Source organism: Paenibacillus vietnamensis (genome assembly GCF_020169515.1).
Lineage (GTDB): Bacteria > Bacillota > Bacilli > Paenibacillales > Paenibacillaceae > Pristimantibacillus > Pristimantibacillus vietnamensis.
The window spans coordinates 117,972-134,200 of record NZ_JAHMHW010000006.1 but is presented as its reverse complement, the minus strand read 5'-3'; the positions used below and the strand labels follow the sequence as shown (position 1 = coordinate 134,200).

The 16,229-nt window shown below is 56.3% G+C and carries 14 protein-coding genes; 10 read left to right on the top strand and 4 right to left on the bottom strand.

The window, feature by feature from the left end; translation table 11 throughout:
• Nucleotides 1–25 precede the first annotated feature (25 nt).
• The 3 genes from KP806_RS14520 (at nucleotide 26) to KP806_RS14510 (ending at nucleotide 7,117) form a co-directional block, all read left to right on the top strand.
• Nucleotides 26–1,336 (top strand): ABC transporter substrate-binding protein, encoded by a 1,311-nt coding sequence (locus KP806_RS14520; protein ID WP_224724419.1) that lies wholly within the window; start codon nucleotides 26–28, stop codon nucleotides 1,334–1,336.
• A gap of 107 nt (nucleotides 1,337–1,443) precedes the next feature.
• Complete coding sequence (locus KP806_RS14515; RefSeq protein WP_397376402.1) at nucleotides 1,444–3,552, top strand: glycoside hydrolase family 36 protein; 2,109 nt, start codon at nucleotides 1,444–1,446, stop codon at nucleotides 3,550–3,552.
• Nucleotides 3,553–4,018: 466 nt separating this feature from the next.
• Nucleotides 4,019–7,117, top strand: a complete 3,099-nt coding sequence (locus KP806_RS14510; RefSeq protein ID WP_224724418.1) for a hybrid sensor histidine kinase/response regulator — start codon at nucleotides 4,019–4,021, stop codon at nucleotides 7,115–7,117.
• Here KP806_RS14510 and KP806_RS14505 read toward each other — a convergent pair.
• Nucleotides 7,094–8,224: a response regulator gene (locus KP806_RS14505; protein ID WP_224724417.1), complete on the bottom strand. Its 1,131-nt coding sequence runs from the start codon at nucleotides 8,222–8,224 to the stop codon at nucleotides 7,094–7,096. The two genes, KP806_RS14510 and KP806_RS14505, sit on opposite strands and share 24 nt — an antisense overlap.
• Before the next feature lie 136 nt (nucleotides 8,225–8,360).
• Here KP806_RS14505 and KP806_RS14500 point away from each other — a divergent pair, with 136 nt between their 5' ends.
• A complete protein-coding gene (locus tag KP806_RS14500; protein ID WP_224724416.1) occupies nucleotides 8,361–8,753 on the top strand; it encodes a response regulator in 393 nt (130 codons plus the stop codon).
• 94 nt (nucleotides 8,754–8,847) lie between these two features.
• The gene (locus KP806_RS14495; protein ID WP_224724415.1) at nucleotides 8,848–10,092 is read left to right on the top strand and encodes a hypothetical protein; all 1,245 of its coding nucleotides are present in this window, start codon (nucleotides 8,848–8,850) and stop codon (nucleotides 10,090–10,092) included.
• 70 nt (nucleotides 10,093–10,162) lie between these two features.
• On the opposite strand, the gene KP806_RS14490 is transcribed toward KP806_RS14495, so the two are convergent.
• Both KP806_RS14490 and KP806_RS14485 read right to left on the bottom strand, forming a co-directional pair.
• Entirely contained in the window at nucleotides 10,163–11,188 is a 1,026-nt protein-coding gene (locus KP806_RS14490) for an anti sigma factor C-terminal domain-containing protein (protein ID WP_224724414.1), read from the bottom strand.
• Nucleotides 11,178–11,684, bottom strand: a complete 507-nt coding sequence (locus tag KP806_RS14485) for an RNA polymerase sigma factor (RefSeq protein WP_224724413.1) — start codon at nucleotides 11,682–11,684, stop codon at nucleotides 11,178–11,180. Before KP806_RS14485 ends, KP806_RS14490 begins: the two co-directional genes overlap by 11 nt.
• A gap of 129 nt (nucleotides 11,685–11,813) precedes the next feature.
• Here KP806_RS14485 and KP806_RS14480 point away from each other — a divergent pair, with 129 nt between their 5' ends.
• Both KP806_RS14480 and KP806_RS14475 read left to right on the top strand, forming a co-directional pair.
• Nucleotides 11,814–12,722 carry an NAD(P)/FAD-dependent oxidoreductase gene (locus KP806_RS14480; RefSeq protein WP_224724412.1) on the top strand — a complete coding sequence of 303 codons (909 nt, stop codon included), beginning with the start codon at nucleotides 11,814–11,816 and terminating at the stop codon, nucleotides 12,720–12,722.
• Between the two features lie 99 nt (nucleotides 12,723–12,821).
• A complete protein-coding gene (locus KP806_RS14475) occupies nucleotides 12,822–13,631 on the top strand; it encodes a GNAT family N-acetyltransferase (RefSeq protein ID WP_224724411.1) in 810 nt (269 codons plus the stop codon).
• Nucleotides 13,632–13,639: 8 nt separating this feature from the next.
• On the opposite strand, the gene KP806_RS14470 is transcribed toward KP806_RS14475, so the two are convergent.
• Nucleotides 13,640–14,212, bottom strand: a complete 573-nt coding sequence (locus KP806_RS14470; protein ID WP_224724410.1) for a beta-class carbonic anhydrase — start codon at nucleotides 14,210–14,212, stop codon at nucleotides 13,640–13,642.
• A 261-nt stretch (nucleotides 14,213–14,473) separates the two neighbouring features.
• Between KP806_RS14470 and KP806_RS14465 the strand changes: the two genes are divergently transcribed.
• The 3 genes from KP806_RS14465 (at nucleotide 14,474) to hxlB (ending at nucleotide 16,146) form a co-directional block, all read left to right on the top strand.
• Complete coding sequence (locus tag KP806_RS14465; RefSeq protein ID WP_224724564.1) at nucleotides 14,474–14,818, top strand: winged helix-turn-helix transcriptional regulator; 345 nt, start codon at nucleotides 14,474–14,476, stop codon at nucleotides 14,816–14,818.
• 128 nt (nucleotides 14,819–14,946) lie between these two features.
• A complete protein-coding gene (gene hxlA, locus KP806_RS14460; RefSeq protein WP_224724409.1) occupies nucleotides 14,947–15,579 on the top strand; it encodes a 3-hexulose-6-phosphate synthase in 633 nt (210 codons plus the stop codon).
• 9 nt (nucleotides 15,580–15,588) lie between these two features.
• Entirely contained in the window at nucleotides 15,589–16,146 is a 558-nt protein-coding gene (hxlB, locus tag KP806_RS14455) for a 6-phospho-3-hexuloisomerase (protein ID WP_224724408.1), read from the top strand.
• Nucleotides 16,147–16,229: the final 83 nt, after the last annotated feature.

Below are 16,229 nucleotides of genomic sequence, written 5' to 3'. Positions count from 1 at the left end.
CAATAAGGGAAATGGGGGCATCACCATGAAGAAAAAAATGCTATCTTTGTCCGTCAGCCTCGCGCTCGTAGCCGGCATTTTGTCCGCTTGCGGAGGCAACAACAATGCTCCGGCGGGCAACGAAGGCGCCGCTAATAACGGAGGAAATGCAGACAAGCCGGTAACGATCAACATGTTCACCGCTTCGCCCGAATACACGGACGCCTTTAACCAATACATCGCAGAATACAAAAAAGTAAAGCCGAACGTGACGATCAACCTCGAAATTATGCAAGCCGACTATAACACCGTATTGAAGTCGAAAATTGCGGCAGGCAGCACGCCTGACGTGTTCCAGACAACAGCCGGCGGCGACATCGACACCTTCGCCGAATACAGCGCCGATCTGACGAACGAGCCGCTTGCGGCCGCCATGACCGACGCCGTCAAAATCAACATGAGCTCCTCGGACGGCAAAGTGCTCGGACTGCCGGTCAAGGGCAACCTGATGAGCATGGTATATAACAAGAAGCTGCTGGCCGATGCAGGCATTACCGAAGTTCCGAAGACGACTGCACAAATGAACGACGCTATCGCCAAGCTGGAAGCGAAAGGCATCACGCCGTTCGCCAACGCTTATAAAGAGTGGTGGGTATGGAAGCATATTTTCCAAAACTTTGTGAACGCAGCCGCTGAAGATGCAGGCACGACGCCGAAGGAGCTGGTCGGTAAATTTATCGCCGGCGAAACGACGTTCAAGGATCACCCGGTGCTGCAGGACAACTTCTTTAACTTCATCGACTTGACCGTTGAGCACGGCACGGATAAGCCTCTGGAGCGCGACAGCAATGCCGGCGTCAGCGACTTCGCATCCGGCAAAGCCGCTTTCATGACGGGCAAAGGCGCATGGGACGAAGAAGCGATCAAAAAAATCAGCCCGGACCTCGAGATCGGCATCGTCGGTTACCCGGTCAGCGACAAGCCTGAGCAAACGCAGCTGATTACCGGCGCTGACCAAGCGCTTCGCATCAACAAGGATTCGGCTGTTGTGAACGAAACGATTGCATTTTTCAATTGGCTGTACACATCGGATTACGGCAAAAGCTGGTTCTCTAACGTAGCGAAGGTTATTCCTCCGATCAAGGACGCTCCGCTTCCTGACCTGGAAATGCCGAAGCAAATGGAAGAAATTTTGAAAACGGAGAAATCGGGCGATCTGACGGTCAACTACTCTCTGGATACGTTCCACCAAAAATTCGGCGAGCTGATGCAAGCCTATATCGGCGGCAGCAAAACGAAAGAGCAGACTATTGACGAAATTCAGAAAGCCTGGATCCAATTCGGGTCGGCTCAATAATAAGCTTGGCACGGACTGTCGTGCGGTAAGCACCCACTGAACTCAGCACTTTGCGGTGCTGAGTTCAGTTTTTTATAGGCATATTTAAAGGAAGGCGGGAGATCGGCATGAGCATGGAGCAGACGATCAAAGTGGAGGAAAACGGTCTTTATTTGGTCATTGAAGTGACGGGCGAGGGCGATGTGAGGCTGCTGCATTTCGGCGCGCGGCCCTTCGAAGAGTTGACCGTTTCGGAGAAGCAAAAGCCGGGCTTCCGGCTGCTGGAGCTGCAGCTGACGGGCGAGGACCGGGCGGAGTATCACGGGCGGACGCATCGGGCGTCGTATCCGGGGCTGCGGATGGTGTTCGACGGCTATGAGGACACGCGGAACGGGCTGGGGCGCAAGCTCGAGCTGCGGCTGCGCGACGAGGTGACAGGTGTGACGGCGACGCAGCATATGCAATTTTATGACGGCGTGCGGACCGTGCGCTGCTGGACGGTGCTGAACAACGGGGGAGCGTCCCAGGTAGAGGTGGAATATGTGTCCTCCTTCGCATTGACCGGACTGGACAAGGAAGGGGAGCGCGACCGCGACGACAAAATGAGGCTGTTCCTCGCCCACAACGGGTGGCAAAGCGAGCTGCAGTGGCGGTCGTACAAGCTGCCCGAGCTCGGCATGTCGCATCTGATCGACCGCGGCTCGAAGCGGGTATCCTGCAGCAATACGGGCTCCTGGTCGGCCGCCGAGCATATTCCGATGGCGGTGCTGGAGAACGAGGAAGCGGGCACGGTACTGTTCTGGCAGATCGAGCATAACGGCTCGTGGCACTGGGAGATCATCGAGCAGTCGGATCTGCTCACGCTGCTGATCAGCGGCCCGACCGAGCACGATAACCATTGGTGGGTGAAGCTGCAGCCGGGGGAGGAATTTGTCTCCGTGCCGCTTGCTATTGGTGCGGCCGAGGGCGGCTTTGAGCAGGCGATTGGCGAGCTGACGGCGTACCGCAGAGGCATCAGGCGCCCGAACGAGGATAATGAGCTGCTAAGGGTTATTTTTAACGATTATATGAACTGCCTGTGGGGAGCGCCGACGACGGAAAAGCTGCTGCCGCTCATTGACGCTGCGGCCGAGGTGGGCTGCGAATATTTCTGCATCGACGCGGGCTGGTATGCGCCGGGCGAATGGTGGGACGGCGTAGGCGAATGGATGCCTTCCGAGGAGCGGTTTCCGGAGGGGATCAAGTATGTGCTGGATTACATCCGCGGCAAGGGGATGATCCCGGGCCTGTGGCTGGAGCTGGAGGTGATGGGCATCAACAGTCCGAAGCTTGCGGAGACGGACGACAGCTGGTTTTTCATGCGCCACGGCAAACGGGTCAAGGACCGCAGCCGGTATCAGCTGGATTACCGCAATCCGAAGGTGATTCAGCATGCCGATGAGGTCATCCGCCGCCTGGTCGAGGATTACGGCGTCGGCTATATCAAGATGGACTACAACATTAATGCCGGAATTGGGACAGAGACGGCCGCGGACAGCTTCGGGGACGGCCTTCTTCAGCATAACCGGGCTTATCTCGCTTGGCTGGACCGTATTTTCGTCCGCTACCCCGAGCTCGTCATCGAGAACTGCTCGAGCGGCGGCATGCGGATGGATTATGCGATGCTGAGCCGCCACAGCATCCAGTCGACGAGCGACCAGGAGGATTACGTGAACTATGCGGCGATCGCGGCCGGCTCGCCGGCTGCGCTCACTCCGGAGCAGTCCGCCGTCTGGTCGTATCCGCTCCGCGAGGGCGATGACGAAGAGGTCATCTTCAACATGGTCAACGCTCTGCTGCTCCGCGTCCACCAGAGCGGCCATCTGGCCGAGCTGAGCCCGCGCCGCCGCGAGCTCGTTAAGGAAGCGCTCGACTATTACAAGTCGATTCGCGCGGATATTCCGCAGGCGCTGCCGGTATGGCCGATCGGGCTGCCAAAGCAGCAGGACGACTGGGTCAGCTTCGGGCTGCGCCATGGCGGCAAGCTGTACCTCGCGGTATGGCGCATCGCCGGAGGCAGTGATGAGCTGCAGCTTCCGCTTGGAAGCTGGCAGGGGCTGGATCTGGCCGTACGCTGCGCTTACCCGGCCGATCCGCGCGGAACGGATGCCGAGTGGTCGAAGGCGGACGGCGTGCTTCGCGTCCGGCTGCCGGAGCCGAAGACGGCGAGATTGTTTGAGCTGCGCGCTGAGGGCTGAAGGGCCGGGTTGAGCCGGCGGTTTGGAAGCGGCCGATAAAATTTAGTTCGCTCAATAGTTGGCCTTTGGCTCGAATTTGCCCCACGTTTGCCGAGTAATTGGATTTTGTGCATATAAATTCGACATATTGCTTCATTGGTAAGAAATAACTGTATTCCGTGTATCTAAATTGCAGCAAATGAGCCCCATACGGGTATTTGAGCTGCATTAGATACCACGAATACAGTTATTTTGCGTTCAGAGGTCATGCGGATCGAAATAGATGCATCAAATCCAGCTACTGCCGACCGTCCAGCCAAACAGGACTTTCGGCAGGGGCGGCGAAGGAATAAGGAAGAGCTTTGTCGAGGACTCGGAGTCCTGGCAGCGGAGCGCCTGATCCGATCCATGACTAGCGGCTTGGAGAGGCGGACGGGCGCACGCCCGGGCGCGCAGTCGAAGCGTCAACAATCAAGGAGTCGAGCCCATGAGCAAACGCGGAATCCAGTTATTCGCTTCTTTAACCGTCACCATTTTGCTGCCGGTTTATTTTTTGATCCAGGTCGTCCTTCCCGCCTACAACCAGGTTCAGGCGGAGCACGGCTATTTGGATTTGTCCCGCTGGAATTCAAGGAACGGCGGCACGGTTCAGCTGAACGGGGAGTGGACGTTTTATCCGGGACAGCTGCTGACTCCGTCAGATATGGAGCGGCTGGATGCCGAAGGCGGTGTTCGGGCGGAAACCATCCAGGTGCCGGGCAATTGGAACAAGAAATTAAAAGACGAAGACGGAAAAAAGACGGCCGTCGGATATGCGACCTACCGGCTTCGGATGAAACTTGGCGACGAATCGGAGTCGGTGTACGGCATCCGAACGACCAATATCCGCATGGCAAACCGGATTTTCATGAATGGAAGGGAAATAGGGTCAAGCGGCGCTCCGGAAGCGTCCCCCGACAAAAATACGCAAGGGAACATCCCCTATGTCGGATTCGCGTCCGTTAAGGGCGGTACGGTCGATTTAATTATCCAGGTGACCAATTACAGCTACTCCACAGGCGGTATCATTCATCCCGTTCTGTTCGGAAGTCAGGCTTCGATCTTAAAAGCGAGAGAGCTGGCCGTATTTAAGGACGCGGTCATCCTGGCGGGCATTCTTGTGCCGGCAATTTTTTTCCTGCTGCTGTACCGGATGCGGAAGGAGCAGAAGTCCCTGCTCTACATGGGGCTGTATTGCCTGGCTTCCATCGTGTATTTTCTGGTGCAGGGAGAAAAGCTCATGGCCGCTTTTATTCCGTCCATTCCGTACTCGATCGTGCTGAAGCAGCAGAGCATAGGCTCCAATCTTATTTATTATTTTCTGGTCCGGGCCGTTGACGCTCTGCTGCCGGGCCTTGTGCCAAGGTGGTTGATCGTCTATGCGAAATGGGTGACGATCGTGTTCGTCGCGCTTGCTCTGTTCCTGCCGGGCTATGAATTCGTCCGGTTCGAAAGCATTATCGTCATTAACGGACTGATTTCCGTATGCTACGCGGTAAATTTGATGCTCGAGGGTTTGCGCCGGGGATATTACGGATTTTCCTATATTTTGATAAGCGCGCAGTGTTTGCTGATGGTGTTCGTGATGAGCATCCTGCAGGTTCAGGGCATTCTGAACGAGCAGGTCATCATCCCTTACGAAATCGTGTTATTCGTCATTACGCAAGCTCTGCTGCTAGGCAAAAAATTCTCGATGTCCCTGCGCGAGGTGGAAGCTCTCTCGAAGAGGCTGCAGACGCTGGACGGCCTGAAGGACGAGTTCATGGCCAATACGTCGCACGAGCTCCGCACCCCTCTCCACGGCATGGTCAATATCGCGGAATCGATGCTTGAAGGTGCGGCAGGCTCGCTCGCGAACAAGAAGCAGGCGGAGAATTTGTCGATGATCGTGACGACCGGAAAGCAATTGTCCGTGCTGATTAACGATCTGGTCGATTTCGCCCAGCTGCAGAACGGGGGAATCCGCCTGCGGCGGAGAGCGGTGCAGCTGCAGCCGGTTGCCGAGTCGGTCGTGGAGGTCATCTCCCATCTGCTGCTCAAGAAGGATGTCCGACTGGTGCAAAATTGGCCGGAGCGGCTGCCCCGTCTAATCGCGGATGAGGACCGGCTGCGTCAAATTTTGTACAATTTGCTTGGCAATGCGGCCAAGTTTACGAGCCATGGGGAAATTCAGCTTTCCGCGCACAGAGCGGGCGGTTTTGTCGAGGTTACAGTGGTAGACACGGGGCTCGGCATATCCTCCGACCGGTTTCAGCGGTTGTTCGAGCCTGCCGGCCCCGAGGAGCTGTCGGTCCCGAGGGCATATGAGGGGAACGGGCTGGGACTCAGCATCACCAAAAAGCTTGTCGATTTGCACGGCGGAATCATCAAGGTGGAGTCGAAGCTGGGCCGCGGCTCTGCTTTCACGTTCACCATTCCCGTTGCGGAGGACAGCGGTGAGGCTGAAGCGGCGGCGGGAGCCCAGCTTCTGCAGGACAAGGCTGACACGGCGGATGGAGCGGTCCGGGAGGAGCTGGAGTCCGCTGCGCCCCTGCTTCCCGCTTCCGAATTCCGCGTTCTCGTCGTCGATGACGACCCGGTTAACCGGCAGGTGCTCATCAATCTGCTGTCGCTGGAGCGCTGCGCGGTGACGGCGGTAAGCGGCGCGGCGGAGGCGCTGAACCGTCTGCGCGAGAAGGAATTTGATCTGGTCGTGACCGATTGGATGATGCCGGTCATGTCAGGACTTGAGCTGACGCGTATCATCCGCAAAACGTACATGCTCTCCGAGCTGCCCGTGCTGCTGCTGACGGCCAGGGGCCGGCCGGGAGATATCAGGGCGGGCTTCGAGGCGGGCATCAACGATTTTCTCGGCAAGCCGGTCGATGCCGGAGAGCTGCGCACCCGCGTCCGCACGCTGCTCGAGCTTCGGCAGTCGGTACGGAAGGCCATTCAGTCGGAGCTTGCGTTTTTGCAGGCGCAGATCAAGCCTCATTTTTTGTATAATGCGCTCAATACGATTATCGCCGTTTGCCCCGCCGATCCGTACAAGGCGATGGGGCTGCTGATCGAGCTGAGCCAGTTTTTGCGCGGCAGCTTCGACTTCCGGGACCGTGACCGGCTGACGACCGTCGAGAAGGAGCTGGAGCTCGTTCAGTCCTATCTGGCGCTGGAGCAGGCCCGGTTCGATGAGCGGCTGAAGGTGGAAATCGACGCGCCTGGCGACGGCCATGCGCTCATTCCCCTCCTATGCATCCAGCCGATCGTTGAAAATGCGGTGAACCACGGCGTCACGAAGAAGGAAGCCGGAGGAACCGTCCGCCTCTCGATCCGGGAAACGAACGAAGGGGTACGCGTGTCGGTAGCCGACGACGGGGCGGGCATGTCCCCGCAGAGGCTGTCCGAAGTGCTCTCCGACGAGGGCGGCGGCCGGGTAGGCCTCAAAAACATCCAAAGAAGGCTAGTTACCCTCTACGGCAAAGGGCTGCAAATCGAAAGCAGCCAGCCCGGCGGTACGACGGTCAGCTTTGAGATCCCGAAATCGTCATCCTCCGGACGCGTTCATTAGCCGGCCGAATGCTTCTGCGGTATGAGGCTCGGGCTCTACGCCAAGCTCCCGGCCGATGAGCTCGCAGAACGATGCGTAATAGCTCTGCAGCTGCCTGAATTCCCCCAGGCCTGCGTAGGCAGCCATAATCATCCGGCAAAGCGCCTCGGAATAAGGATCCTTCTCCTGTGCGTCCAATAAAGGCTGCAGCGCATCCGCCGGGCGTCCCGCCTCCATGGCGGCTTGCGAGTAGGTCAGCAGAAAGTCCATATATTTCTGATGCAGCTGCTCCCGTCGGGCCTTGGCCCAGGCATAGTCGTTTTCGTACATGTAAGGGCCGGTATAAAGGCTCATAATCCGGCTGCAGCGGTGCTTGTCCGCTTCGGCTGCGGTGCAGGCGGACAGCTCCTGCTCGAGAAGCTCCGCATCCGTCAGCACATGCTCGGCCGTCAGGCGGTAGCAGTCCTGGGCGTATTCGACGGACGCGCCGGCGCCCCACTCCTTCAGCAGCTTACGGATTTGATAGACGGAGGTATGCAGGTAGGTCATGGATTTGTCGGAAGGCATGTCCGGCCAAAGCAGCTCCAGAATTTGATCCTTATCGATCCATTTCCCTTTCTGATGGAGCATATAAGCGAACAGCTCCTGCGCTTTGGCGGTGCGCCATTTGAGCTTCGTCCCGCCCCCGCGGAATTCCATCCGTTGAAAGACGGAGATCATCGGCTCGCCGCGCGGTGCGGCGGGCTCTGCGGCGTCCGGCGCTTCAGGCCGGGCGTATTTCAGAAGCCGGCTGATCGTCTTGGCAAGCCGGATGGGGCTTACGGGCTTAAGCAAATAATCGATGGCATTCAGCTCGAAGGCTTCGATGGCATACTCGGAATAGGCGGTGACGTACACGATGCGGATCCGGCTGTCGGCTTGCTCGAAGTAGCGGGCGGCCTCCAGTCCGTTCATTTCCGGCATTCCGATATCCAGAAAGACGACGTCCGTTTTTTCCCGTGCGATATAATCCAGCGCTTCCCTTACGGTCGTGAATTTGCCAAGAACCGTCAAGCGGCCTTCCATGTTCAGCAATCTTTCCATATGCAGCAGCGCCGGTTTTTCATCATCCACTAGTATCGCTCTCATTTTTTGTTCCAAAAGCTCCTTATGTCGATTGTACCTTACTAATTCGATCTCCGGATACCGTAATCCTTTGTTCAGAACTGGTTCAGAGCCTGGAGGTATAATGGGAAAAAAGGGAATTGCCGGGAGGATGAGGGTTATGGCAACGATTCTGGTTGTGGATGATTCCAAATTCGAGCGAGATGCGCTTAGAAAGATGCTGGAAGAGGCGGGCCATCAGGTAGTCGGGGAAGCGGAGGACGGCGTGGAGGCTTATTTGCAGTATTTGAGGCTTCAGCCGGATCTTGTCACGATGGACGTGGAAATGCCTAGAATGGACGGCATCAGGGCGCTCCGGAAAATTCTATACCATTTCACCGATGCGAAGATCGTGATGATCAGCGGAAATACGGAGCGCGGCTCCGTCATGAGATCGATCTGGCTGGGCGCCAAAAATTTTATCGTCAAGCCCGTTGCGTCGGCTAAGCTTAATCAAATTATCGACTCCGTGCTTGGCGGCGGAAATAAGAAGACCAGCTCTGCTCCTCAATAGACGGCGGCTGGTTTTTTTGCGCTCCGAATTCGATTCTCTTCTGTATTTTTCCTTCCGATAAGGGAAACGTATGGGAAAAGGGAGGAAGATTGGGATGCGCAAAAAAATCGGATTATGTCTGCTGTCGATAGCCGTTGCCGTTGTATGTGCGGCCGGTTCCGTGTCCGCCGCCAAAGAAGACGCCGGGCTTCTGGCGGCCTTCGTCCGAGGGGGGAATCTGTGGGTGAAGGCGGGCGGCCGGGAAACCAAGCTCGCGGACGGCCCGCATATCCGCAACCCGAAATGGTCGTATGACGGGGCATGGCTAGCTTATGCGAAGGGGGAGGCCGAGCCTGAGCTGTGGGTGCTCAATACCCGCAGCGGTCAAAGCAGGAGGGTTGCTGCGGCGGGCGGGCGAAGCTTTCAGTGGGCGCCGGGAGCGGACAAGCTGGCCTATCTGACCGGAGACCGGCTGCAGGTTGCCGAGGCGATGCAGCCGGATAGGCCGCTGGAGAGCGCGGAGGGCATCGGTAATTTCGCCTGGCTGCCGGACGGAAGCGGCTTCCTTGTCTCGACCCGGTCCGAGCTGCTGCCGGACGGCTGGACGCCAATCATTCTGTACCGCATTCCTCTGACGAAGCTGAGTGACCCGTCTCAATATGTGAAGGTGCATGTGCTTCCGAAACAGTCGGATGATTTTTTTGCCGTCGGCACAAGCTCCTTCAAGTGGTCGGCGGATGGGCGATGGATCGCCTTTCTGGCGACGCCGACGGCTTCGTTATCGGCTGACGCTAATACGCTGTGCGCATTGTCGGCTGACGGCGTCGTTTTCCGGACGCTGGACCAGATGGTGAACAACGAGCAGTGGTTTGAATGGGGGCCGAAGGACGCGATGCTTGCCTATATCGAAGGGCCGGGACGGGAGGCGGGCAGCAACAAGCGGCTGAAGGTGCTGGACGTCGTGACGGGCAAGTCCGGAACGTACACGCCGGGCGGCTTTGTCGATAATGACTTCGCCTGGCAGGGGGCGGAGCATATCGTCGTATCGCGGGCGAAGGAGCTGAGTGCGGGTGCGGCCGGAAACGGGCGGCACAATCCTCATCTGCTGAGCGTGAAGCTGGCCGACGGCATGCAGACCGCCGTCACGAAGCCCGCGGCGGCGTTCGGCGATTACAACCCTCAGCCGCTGGCGATGGCGGGCAGGCTGTCCTGGGTCAGAAGCGATGCTAAGCTCGCCAATGTCATCGTCGCTCGGCCGAACGGCGCCAAGGCCAAAACCTGGCTGACCGGCCTTGACCAGGCCGACTCCTACTACGGGCAGTGGCGGTGGGACGGTGTATTGCGGTTTTTTGGGACTTGATCGGTTCAACCATAGGGCCATAGCATAACAGCCCGCAGACGCTTGGCAGAGCGTCCGCGGGCTGTTTGAATTAATAAAGCTCCGTCACCGCACCTAGCACGGCCGCTCTCACGTACGGCATTCCTTCCAGCTGATGCAAAGCTTCCGGAGACCCCGTCAATACCGCTCCGATGATCTTGACATTTGCTGCGTCCGGTACGGTTTTCCCGCCTTTTAGAAGTGTGTAGATACGGTTGAACTCCTCTTCGTATTTCCCGTTTAGCGTAAGACCCTGCTCAACCAGTTTTATGAAATCGGATTCATTGTTCGGGGATTGGTTATTCAGGTCTTCATAAGCTGAAAAACCATATGCATCGACAGCGGCAATCGGACTATCAATTTCACTCGTTTGCATGCTATCAATCCTTTCGTATTCAAACGTATCCACCCAGTACCAGGCTGCATGGACGCCTTCGGGAAGCATAGCCGTAATTTCGTCCGCGGAATAGTCATCACGGTCAAAGGAGACGCCTAGCTCCACCAGATGCTCGGGACGCATACTTGAAAGCTGTTCGAGATCATTCACATAGCGGTTATATTCGATTCCAGGATGGTAAAACACCATTTCCCGCTGACCCGTTTTGTCATTAAAAGGCCTGCTTCCTCCCGGAAACGCGCTGCTTCCGGCAGCTGGCGTTGAAAGATTTAGTATTTCGGACTTTCCCCCGACCGGGTTGGAGAAATGGCCGAGCGCATTGTATTTGAATTGCCGGCTGCTCGAAGGGATCGGAATGCCCTCAATAATTTTGTACGTTCCGTATGTGATGCTTCCGCTCCACAATCCGGGCATTTCATGGTAATCCGTAAGATTGAGGTTTGCCCCTTGGATGCGGCTCATCGCTTGTATGTCCATCATTGCACCCGTTGAGCTTTTGTTCAACGCATATGTATTACCAAGTGTTACGAATATAAGCAGAGCAGCGGCGGCCAAGATGGATAATATGGCATTGCGCAGCAGTGTTTTACGACGGGCGCTGCGGATCAGACCCGTGAACTCCATTTCGGCTTCATCGGCTTTCGTCTCCCTTTCATCAAAAGGCCTCTCTTTATCCATCATGATCATTTTCCCTCCTGTAATGGGCTTCGAATTGCTTTCTTGCACGGTATAAGTAGGTTTTGACGGTTTCCGGCTTCAGTTCAAGCATGACGCCGATTTCTTTGTAGGACAAATGCAAATCGTACTTTAAAATAAGAAGCCGCTTCGACAGATCGGATAGTCCGCCGAGCGTGGATTGGATCTCTTCTCTTGTTTCCTGTCTAATATACGACAATTCAGGTCCGCATTCGGATGCGGGCAGCGTGATCGAGTCGATTGACAGATGGACCTGCCGGTTCTTACGCCTGCACATATCGAAGTAGCGGTTTATCGCGACCTTGAACAGCCATGCCGAAAATTTATCCGGATCGATGGAATCAAGATAAAGAAAACCCTTAAGCATCGAATCCTGTACGATGTCCTCGGCATCTTCGCGGCTCGCCCCGTGCCTGAGCAAGTAAACGATCATTTGATTTCTTTTTTCTTGTAAAAAAGCATGCAACCGATGGCGCTTCATCTCTGCCCTCCTCATCATATAGGACGTCCAATACGCCAAAAGGTATACAGCTTAGCATGAGATCTCAGCTTACACGATATAATGTGGTATACACTACCCCTTTTTTCTATAGGGACGGGGGTGATCGACATGTGGCTGGATTGCGTCATTATTGGAGGGGGGCCGGCGGGCTTGAACGCGGCGCTGGTGCTCGGCAGGGCAAGAAGGCATGTGCTGCTGCTGGACCATAACCGCCCGAGGAACGCCGTAACAAGGCACTCTCATGGTTTTATTACAAGGGACGGCATCGATCCGAGACGGTTCCGCCAGCTTGCCCATCGGGATCTCGCGCGGTATCCGAGCGTGACGGTTAAGCCGGATAAGGCGGTGTCCGTGCAAGCGCGGCCTGGAGGAGGCTTTCAGGTCGATACAAGCAACGGGGTGGGCTACTTTGCCCGGACGGTTCTGCTCGCAGCGGGATTAAAGGAGCAATTGCCGCCGGTACCGGGCATACATGCCTATTACGGCTGCAGCCTGTTCAGCTGCCCTTACTGCGACGGATGGGAGCTGCGGGACCGGCCGATCGCCGTCATCTCGGAAAGCGCTAACGCGTTCCAAACGGCCCAAATCGTCTCCAACTGGAGCAGTGACCTGCTTGTCTGCACCAACGGCCGCGACAGCCTCAGCGCAGAACAGCTGGGGCAATTGGCGCGCAAGGGCATTCAGGTGAACCGGCGGCGGATCCGGACTTTGACCGGCGCAAACGGCAGGCTGAAAAGCATCGTATTCGACAATGGCGAGGAGATCGCCCGTACGGGCGGCTTTGTCTCCCCGCTCTGGGATCACGCAGTCCCGTTCGGCACAGACTTGGGCTGCGCCATGACGCAGCAGGGCGGCATTGTGACGGATGCGTTCGGGCGAACGACCGCGAGAGGCGTCTATGCCGCGGGCGATGCGTCGGTCATTTCGCCGGCGCAGCTTGTGATTGCGGCTGGAGAAGGTAGCAAGGCGGCGATCGGGATCAATACGGACTTGACGAACGACGATTTTTACAAGTAAGCGGGTTAAACAGGAGGATGAACGGGGTAATGGATTATTACGGAACCGGACGGTGTGAGGTGTTGTGCGCTGTCCGTCGAAAGGAGGAGGTGGGCAGCTATGCTGGAGAAACTGGGAGCGGGCGACGATGTCTTGCACCAGATGCCTTTTCTAAAGGATGAGGTGCCGTACAACCTGCTGCACCTGATTACCGGAATGGAGCAGGCCGAAGCCTGGAAAACGCCGGACGGGAGAATGCTGTTCGCAGCAACGCCCGGCCATAACGGCTGGCTGTGGCTGTCGGAGGATTTGACCGAAGAGCGCAGGGAAGCTTTGCTTTTGGAGCTGGTGGAGCATTGCAAGGATATGGACTTATCGGGCATTTGCGGAGCGTCCCGCGCAGCCGAGCCGTTCGCCAAGCTGTATTGCGGCTCCAAAAGGCTAAAGCATAAAGCGTATATGAACATGCAAGCGTATGTCTGCCCGAAGGTGCTGAAGCCTGTCAAAATGAAAGGGGAGTTGCTGAAGGCGGATCCCCGGCATAGGGAGGTTGCGGCGGAATTTCTGGCCGGCTTCTCCGAAAGCGCGTACGGCTCGGCGGTCGTGCCTGCCAGTCAGCTTGCTACCGCCGAGGGGATGATCATGAAAGGCGGATTATACTTTTGGGTTGTGGACGAGCTTCCCGCGGCTATGGCGAACATCGCCCACCGTTCTCCGCGGCATGGCCGCATCAATGCGGTCTTTACGCCGGCGGTGATGCGCAACAACGGGTATGCGAGCGCGCTCGTCGCACAGCTGAGCCAGCTGCTGCAGGAGGAGAACCTGGAGCCGATGTTATACGCCGACAAAAGTGACGCCGCCTCCAATAAAGTCTACAAAAAGCTGGGCTTTATCGAAAGCGGCGTCGTGGCCGAGATCAGATTCAGTTAGTTGCGGGATTATTCTTCCTCGCGGTAATCCTCAACAAGCAGCTCCAATTCGCCCGTTTCCGGAGAGATGATGAAGCCGTGCACCGGAGTGGCTTTCGGGAACAGCGGATGATTGCGGATCATTTTCACGCTGTGCATGACGCCCTCTTCGGGGTTCGAGAAGCCGCGCAAAAACTTGTCCATGTGGATGCCCGAATTTTCCAGCGTTTCGATCACCAGCGGATCTACGCCACCGATATTGATGAATTTGTCAACCAGGCCTTGCGTATCCAAATTTGTCATGCCGCAGCCGTGATGGCCGATGACAAGCACTTCTTGAGCTTTGAGCTCGTAGATCGCAACGAGAATGCTGCGCATTGCGCTGCCGAAAGGCTGCGTCAGAACGGCGCCGGCATTTTTAATAAACTTGGCGTCTCCGTTTCTAAGATTCATGGCTTTAGGAAGCAGCTCGACAAGACGGGTATCCATGCAAGTAAGCACGACAATCTTCTTCTCGGGGAATTTATCGGTCAAATAGGCTTCATACTGCTTTTCTTCGACAAACTTCTTGTTAAACTCCAACAAACCTGGAACTATGGACATTAATGTTTCCCTCCCGGTATAAAGCTTGTATCTGTTTATAATTATTATTTCATGCAAAGGAGCCCGGAGTCAATTGCCGAGTTCAACCAATCTGACATTTTTCTTAAATTTATGTGAGGAAAAGTGACATTAACCTACAAAAACTGGAATGGGAATAAAATAAATCCTTCTCCCGGATGGAGAGGGATTTGTCGTGTTAATATGAATAGGAAAGCAACAGCCATTTTCTAACTATCTGCTATTGGAAGGAGTCGGTTTCGTCTGGGAGATCTGCATTTTAAAGAAACGGTAGAGCTGACCTTAAAGGTAATCGGCGGCAAGTGGAAGCCCGTCATTCTCTGCCATCTGACCGAGGGGACGCATCGCTTCGGCGAGTTAAAAAGGGAAATGCCGTCCATCACGCAAAAAATGCTTACGCAGCAGCTAAGAGAGCTGGAGGAGGATGCGATCATCCACCGCAAAATCTATTCGCAGGTTCCGCCTAAGGTAGAGTATTCCTTAACGGAGTACGGTTTAACCGTCAAGGAGCTGCTAAATGCCATGTCCGCCTGGGGAGATCAGCATCAGCGGCGGACGGCGACGGCGGCGCAGAAACCGGAAAATTAGCCGGCAAGGCTCCTCGTAGTACCCAAACGGTAACTACGTTACATGAAAGTGCGTACTGTTTTTTTTGACTGCATCTGTCTAGAATGGGGGTTGTCAGTCGAATAAAACGGATGAGGAGCGAACGATACATGAAATTGCAATTAGCGCTGGACCTGGTAGATATTCAAGGTGCGATCGAAGTCGTAAAGGAAGTCGAGTCTTTTGTGGACGTTGTGGAAATCGGAACTCCGATTGTCATTAACGAAGGCCTGCATGCGGTTAAAGCGATTAAAGAAGCTTTTCCGGGCATGACGGTGCTTGCGGATTTGAAAATTATGGATGCCGGCGGCTACGAGGTGATGAAAGCTTCCGAGGCCGGTGCGGACATCGTAACGATATTAGGCGTGGCCGAGGATGCAAGCATCAAGGGAGCGGTAGAGGAAGCAAGAAAGCAGGGCAAGCAAATTCTCGTCGACATGATTGCCGTCAAAAATTTGGCGGAACGCGCCGCGCAGGTCGACTCCCTCGGTGTGGACTATATTTGCGTGCATACAGGCTACGATCTTCAAGCGGCCGGACAAAATTCCTTCGACGATTTGCGCACCATTAAAAGTGTCGTGAAAAGCGCGAAAACAGCCGTAGCGGGCGGCATTAAGCTCAGCACGCTGCCGGAGGTTATCGCGGCCGCGCCGGATCTCGTGATCGTCGGCGGGGGCATTACCTCCCAAGAGGACAAGAAGGCTGCCGCAGCGGAAATGAAGCAGCTTATCGCGCAAAGGTAATCGCGGGGGATGAAGACCGCTTCGTACGTAGGCGCGATTTTGGATGAGCTGCATGGCGCAGGGAGCCGGCTGTCGAACGAAGAGCTTGAGCGCCTGGCGGCGGAAATTTCCGCTGCGGGCCGCATCTTCGTGGCCGGAGCGGGCCGCTCGGGGCTGATGATGCGGGCTTTTGCCATGAGGCTTATGCATCTGGGCCTGGACGTTTATGTTGTGGGCGAAACCGTTACCCGCAGCTTGGACCGGGGCGATCTGCTGATCGTCGGGACCGGCTCGGGGGAGACGAGATCGATCGTACCGATCGCGGAGAAAGCCCGCGGTCTTGGCGGGAAGGTGGCGGCGCTGACGCTGTCGCCGGATTCTTCCATCGGGCGACTTGCGGATCTCGTTGTGCGGCTGCCCGGTGCCGCCAAGGACCATACGTACCGCGAGGGCGCTACCGTGCAGCCGATGGGTTCGCTGTTTGAGCAGATGCTGCTGCTTGCATGCGACGCCGTCATTTTGCGTTTGATGGAGCAGCGGGAGCTGAACGGTCAAACGATGTACGGCAACCATGCCAATTTGGAATAGCCGGGCTGAGATTTTGGGCCTTGCAAGCAAAAAGGCTGCCCGGAGGCAGTCTTTTTTGCTTTCGGTTATTAAGCGCGGTCCGG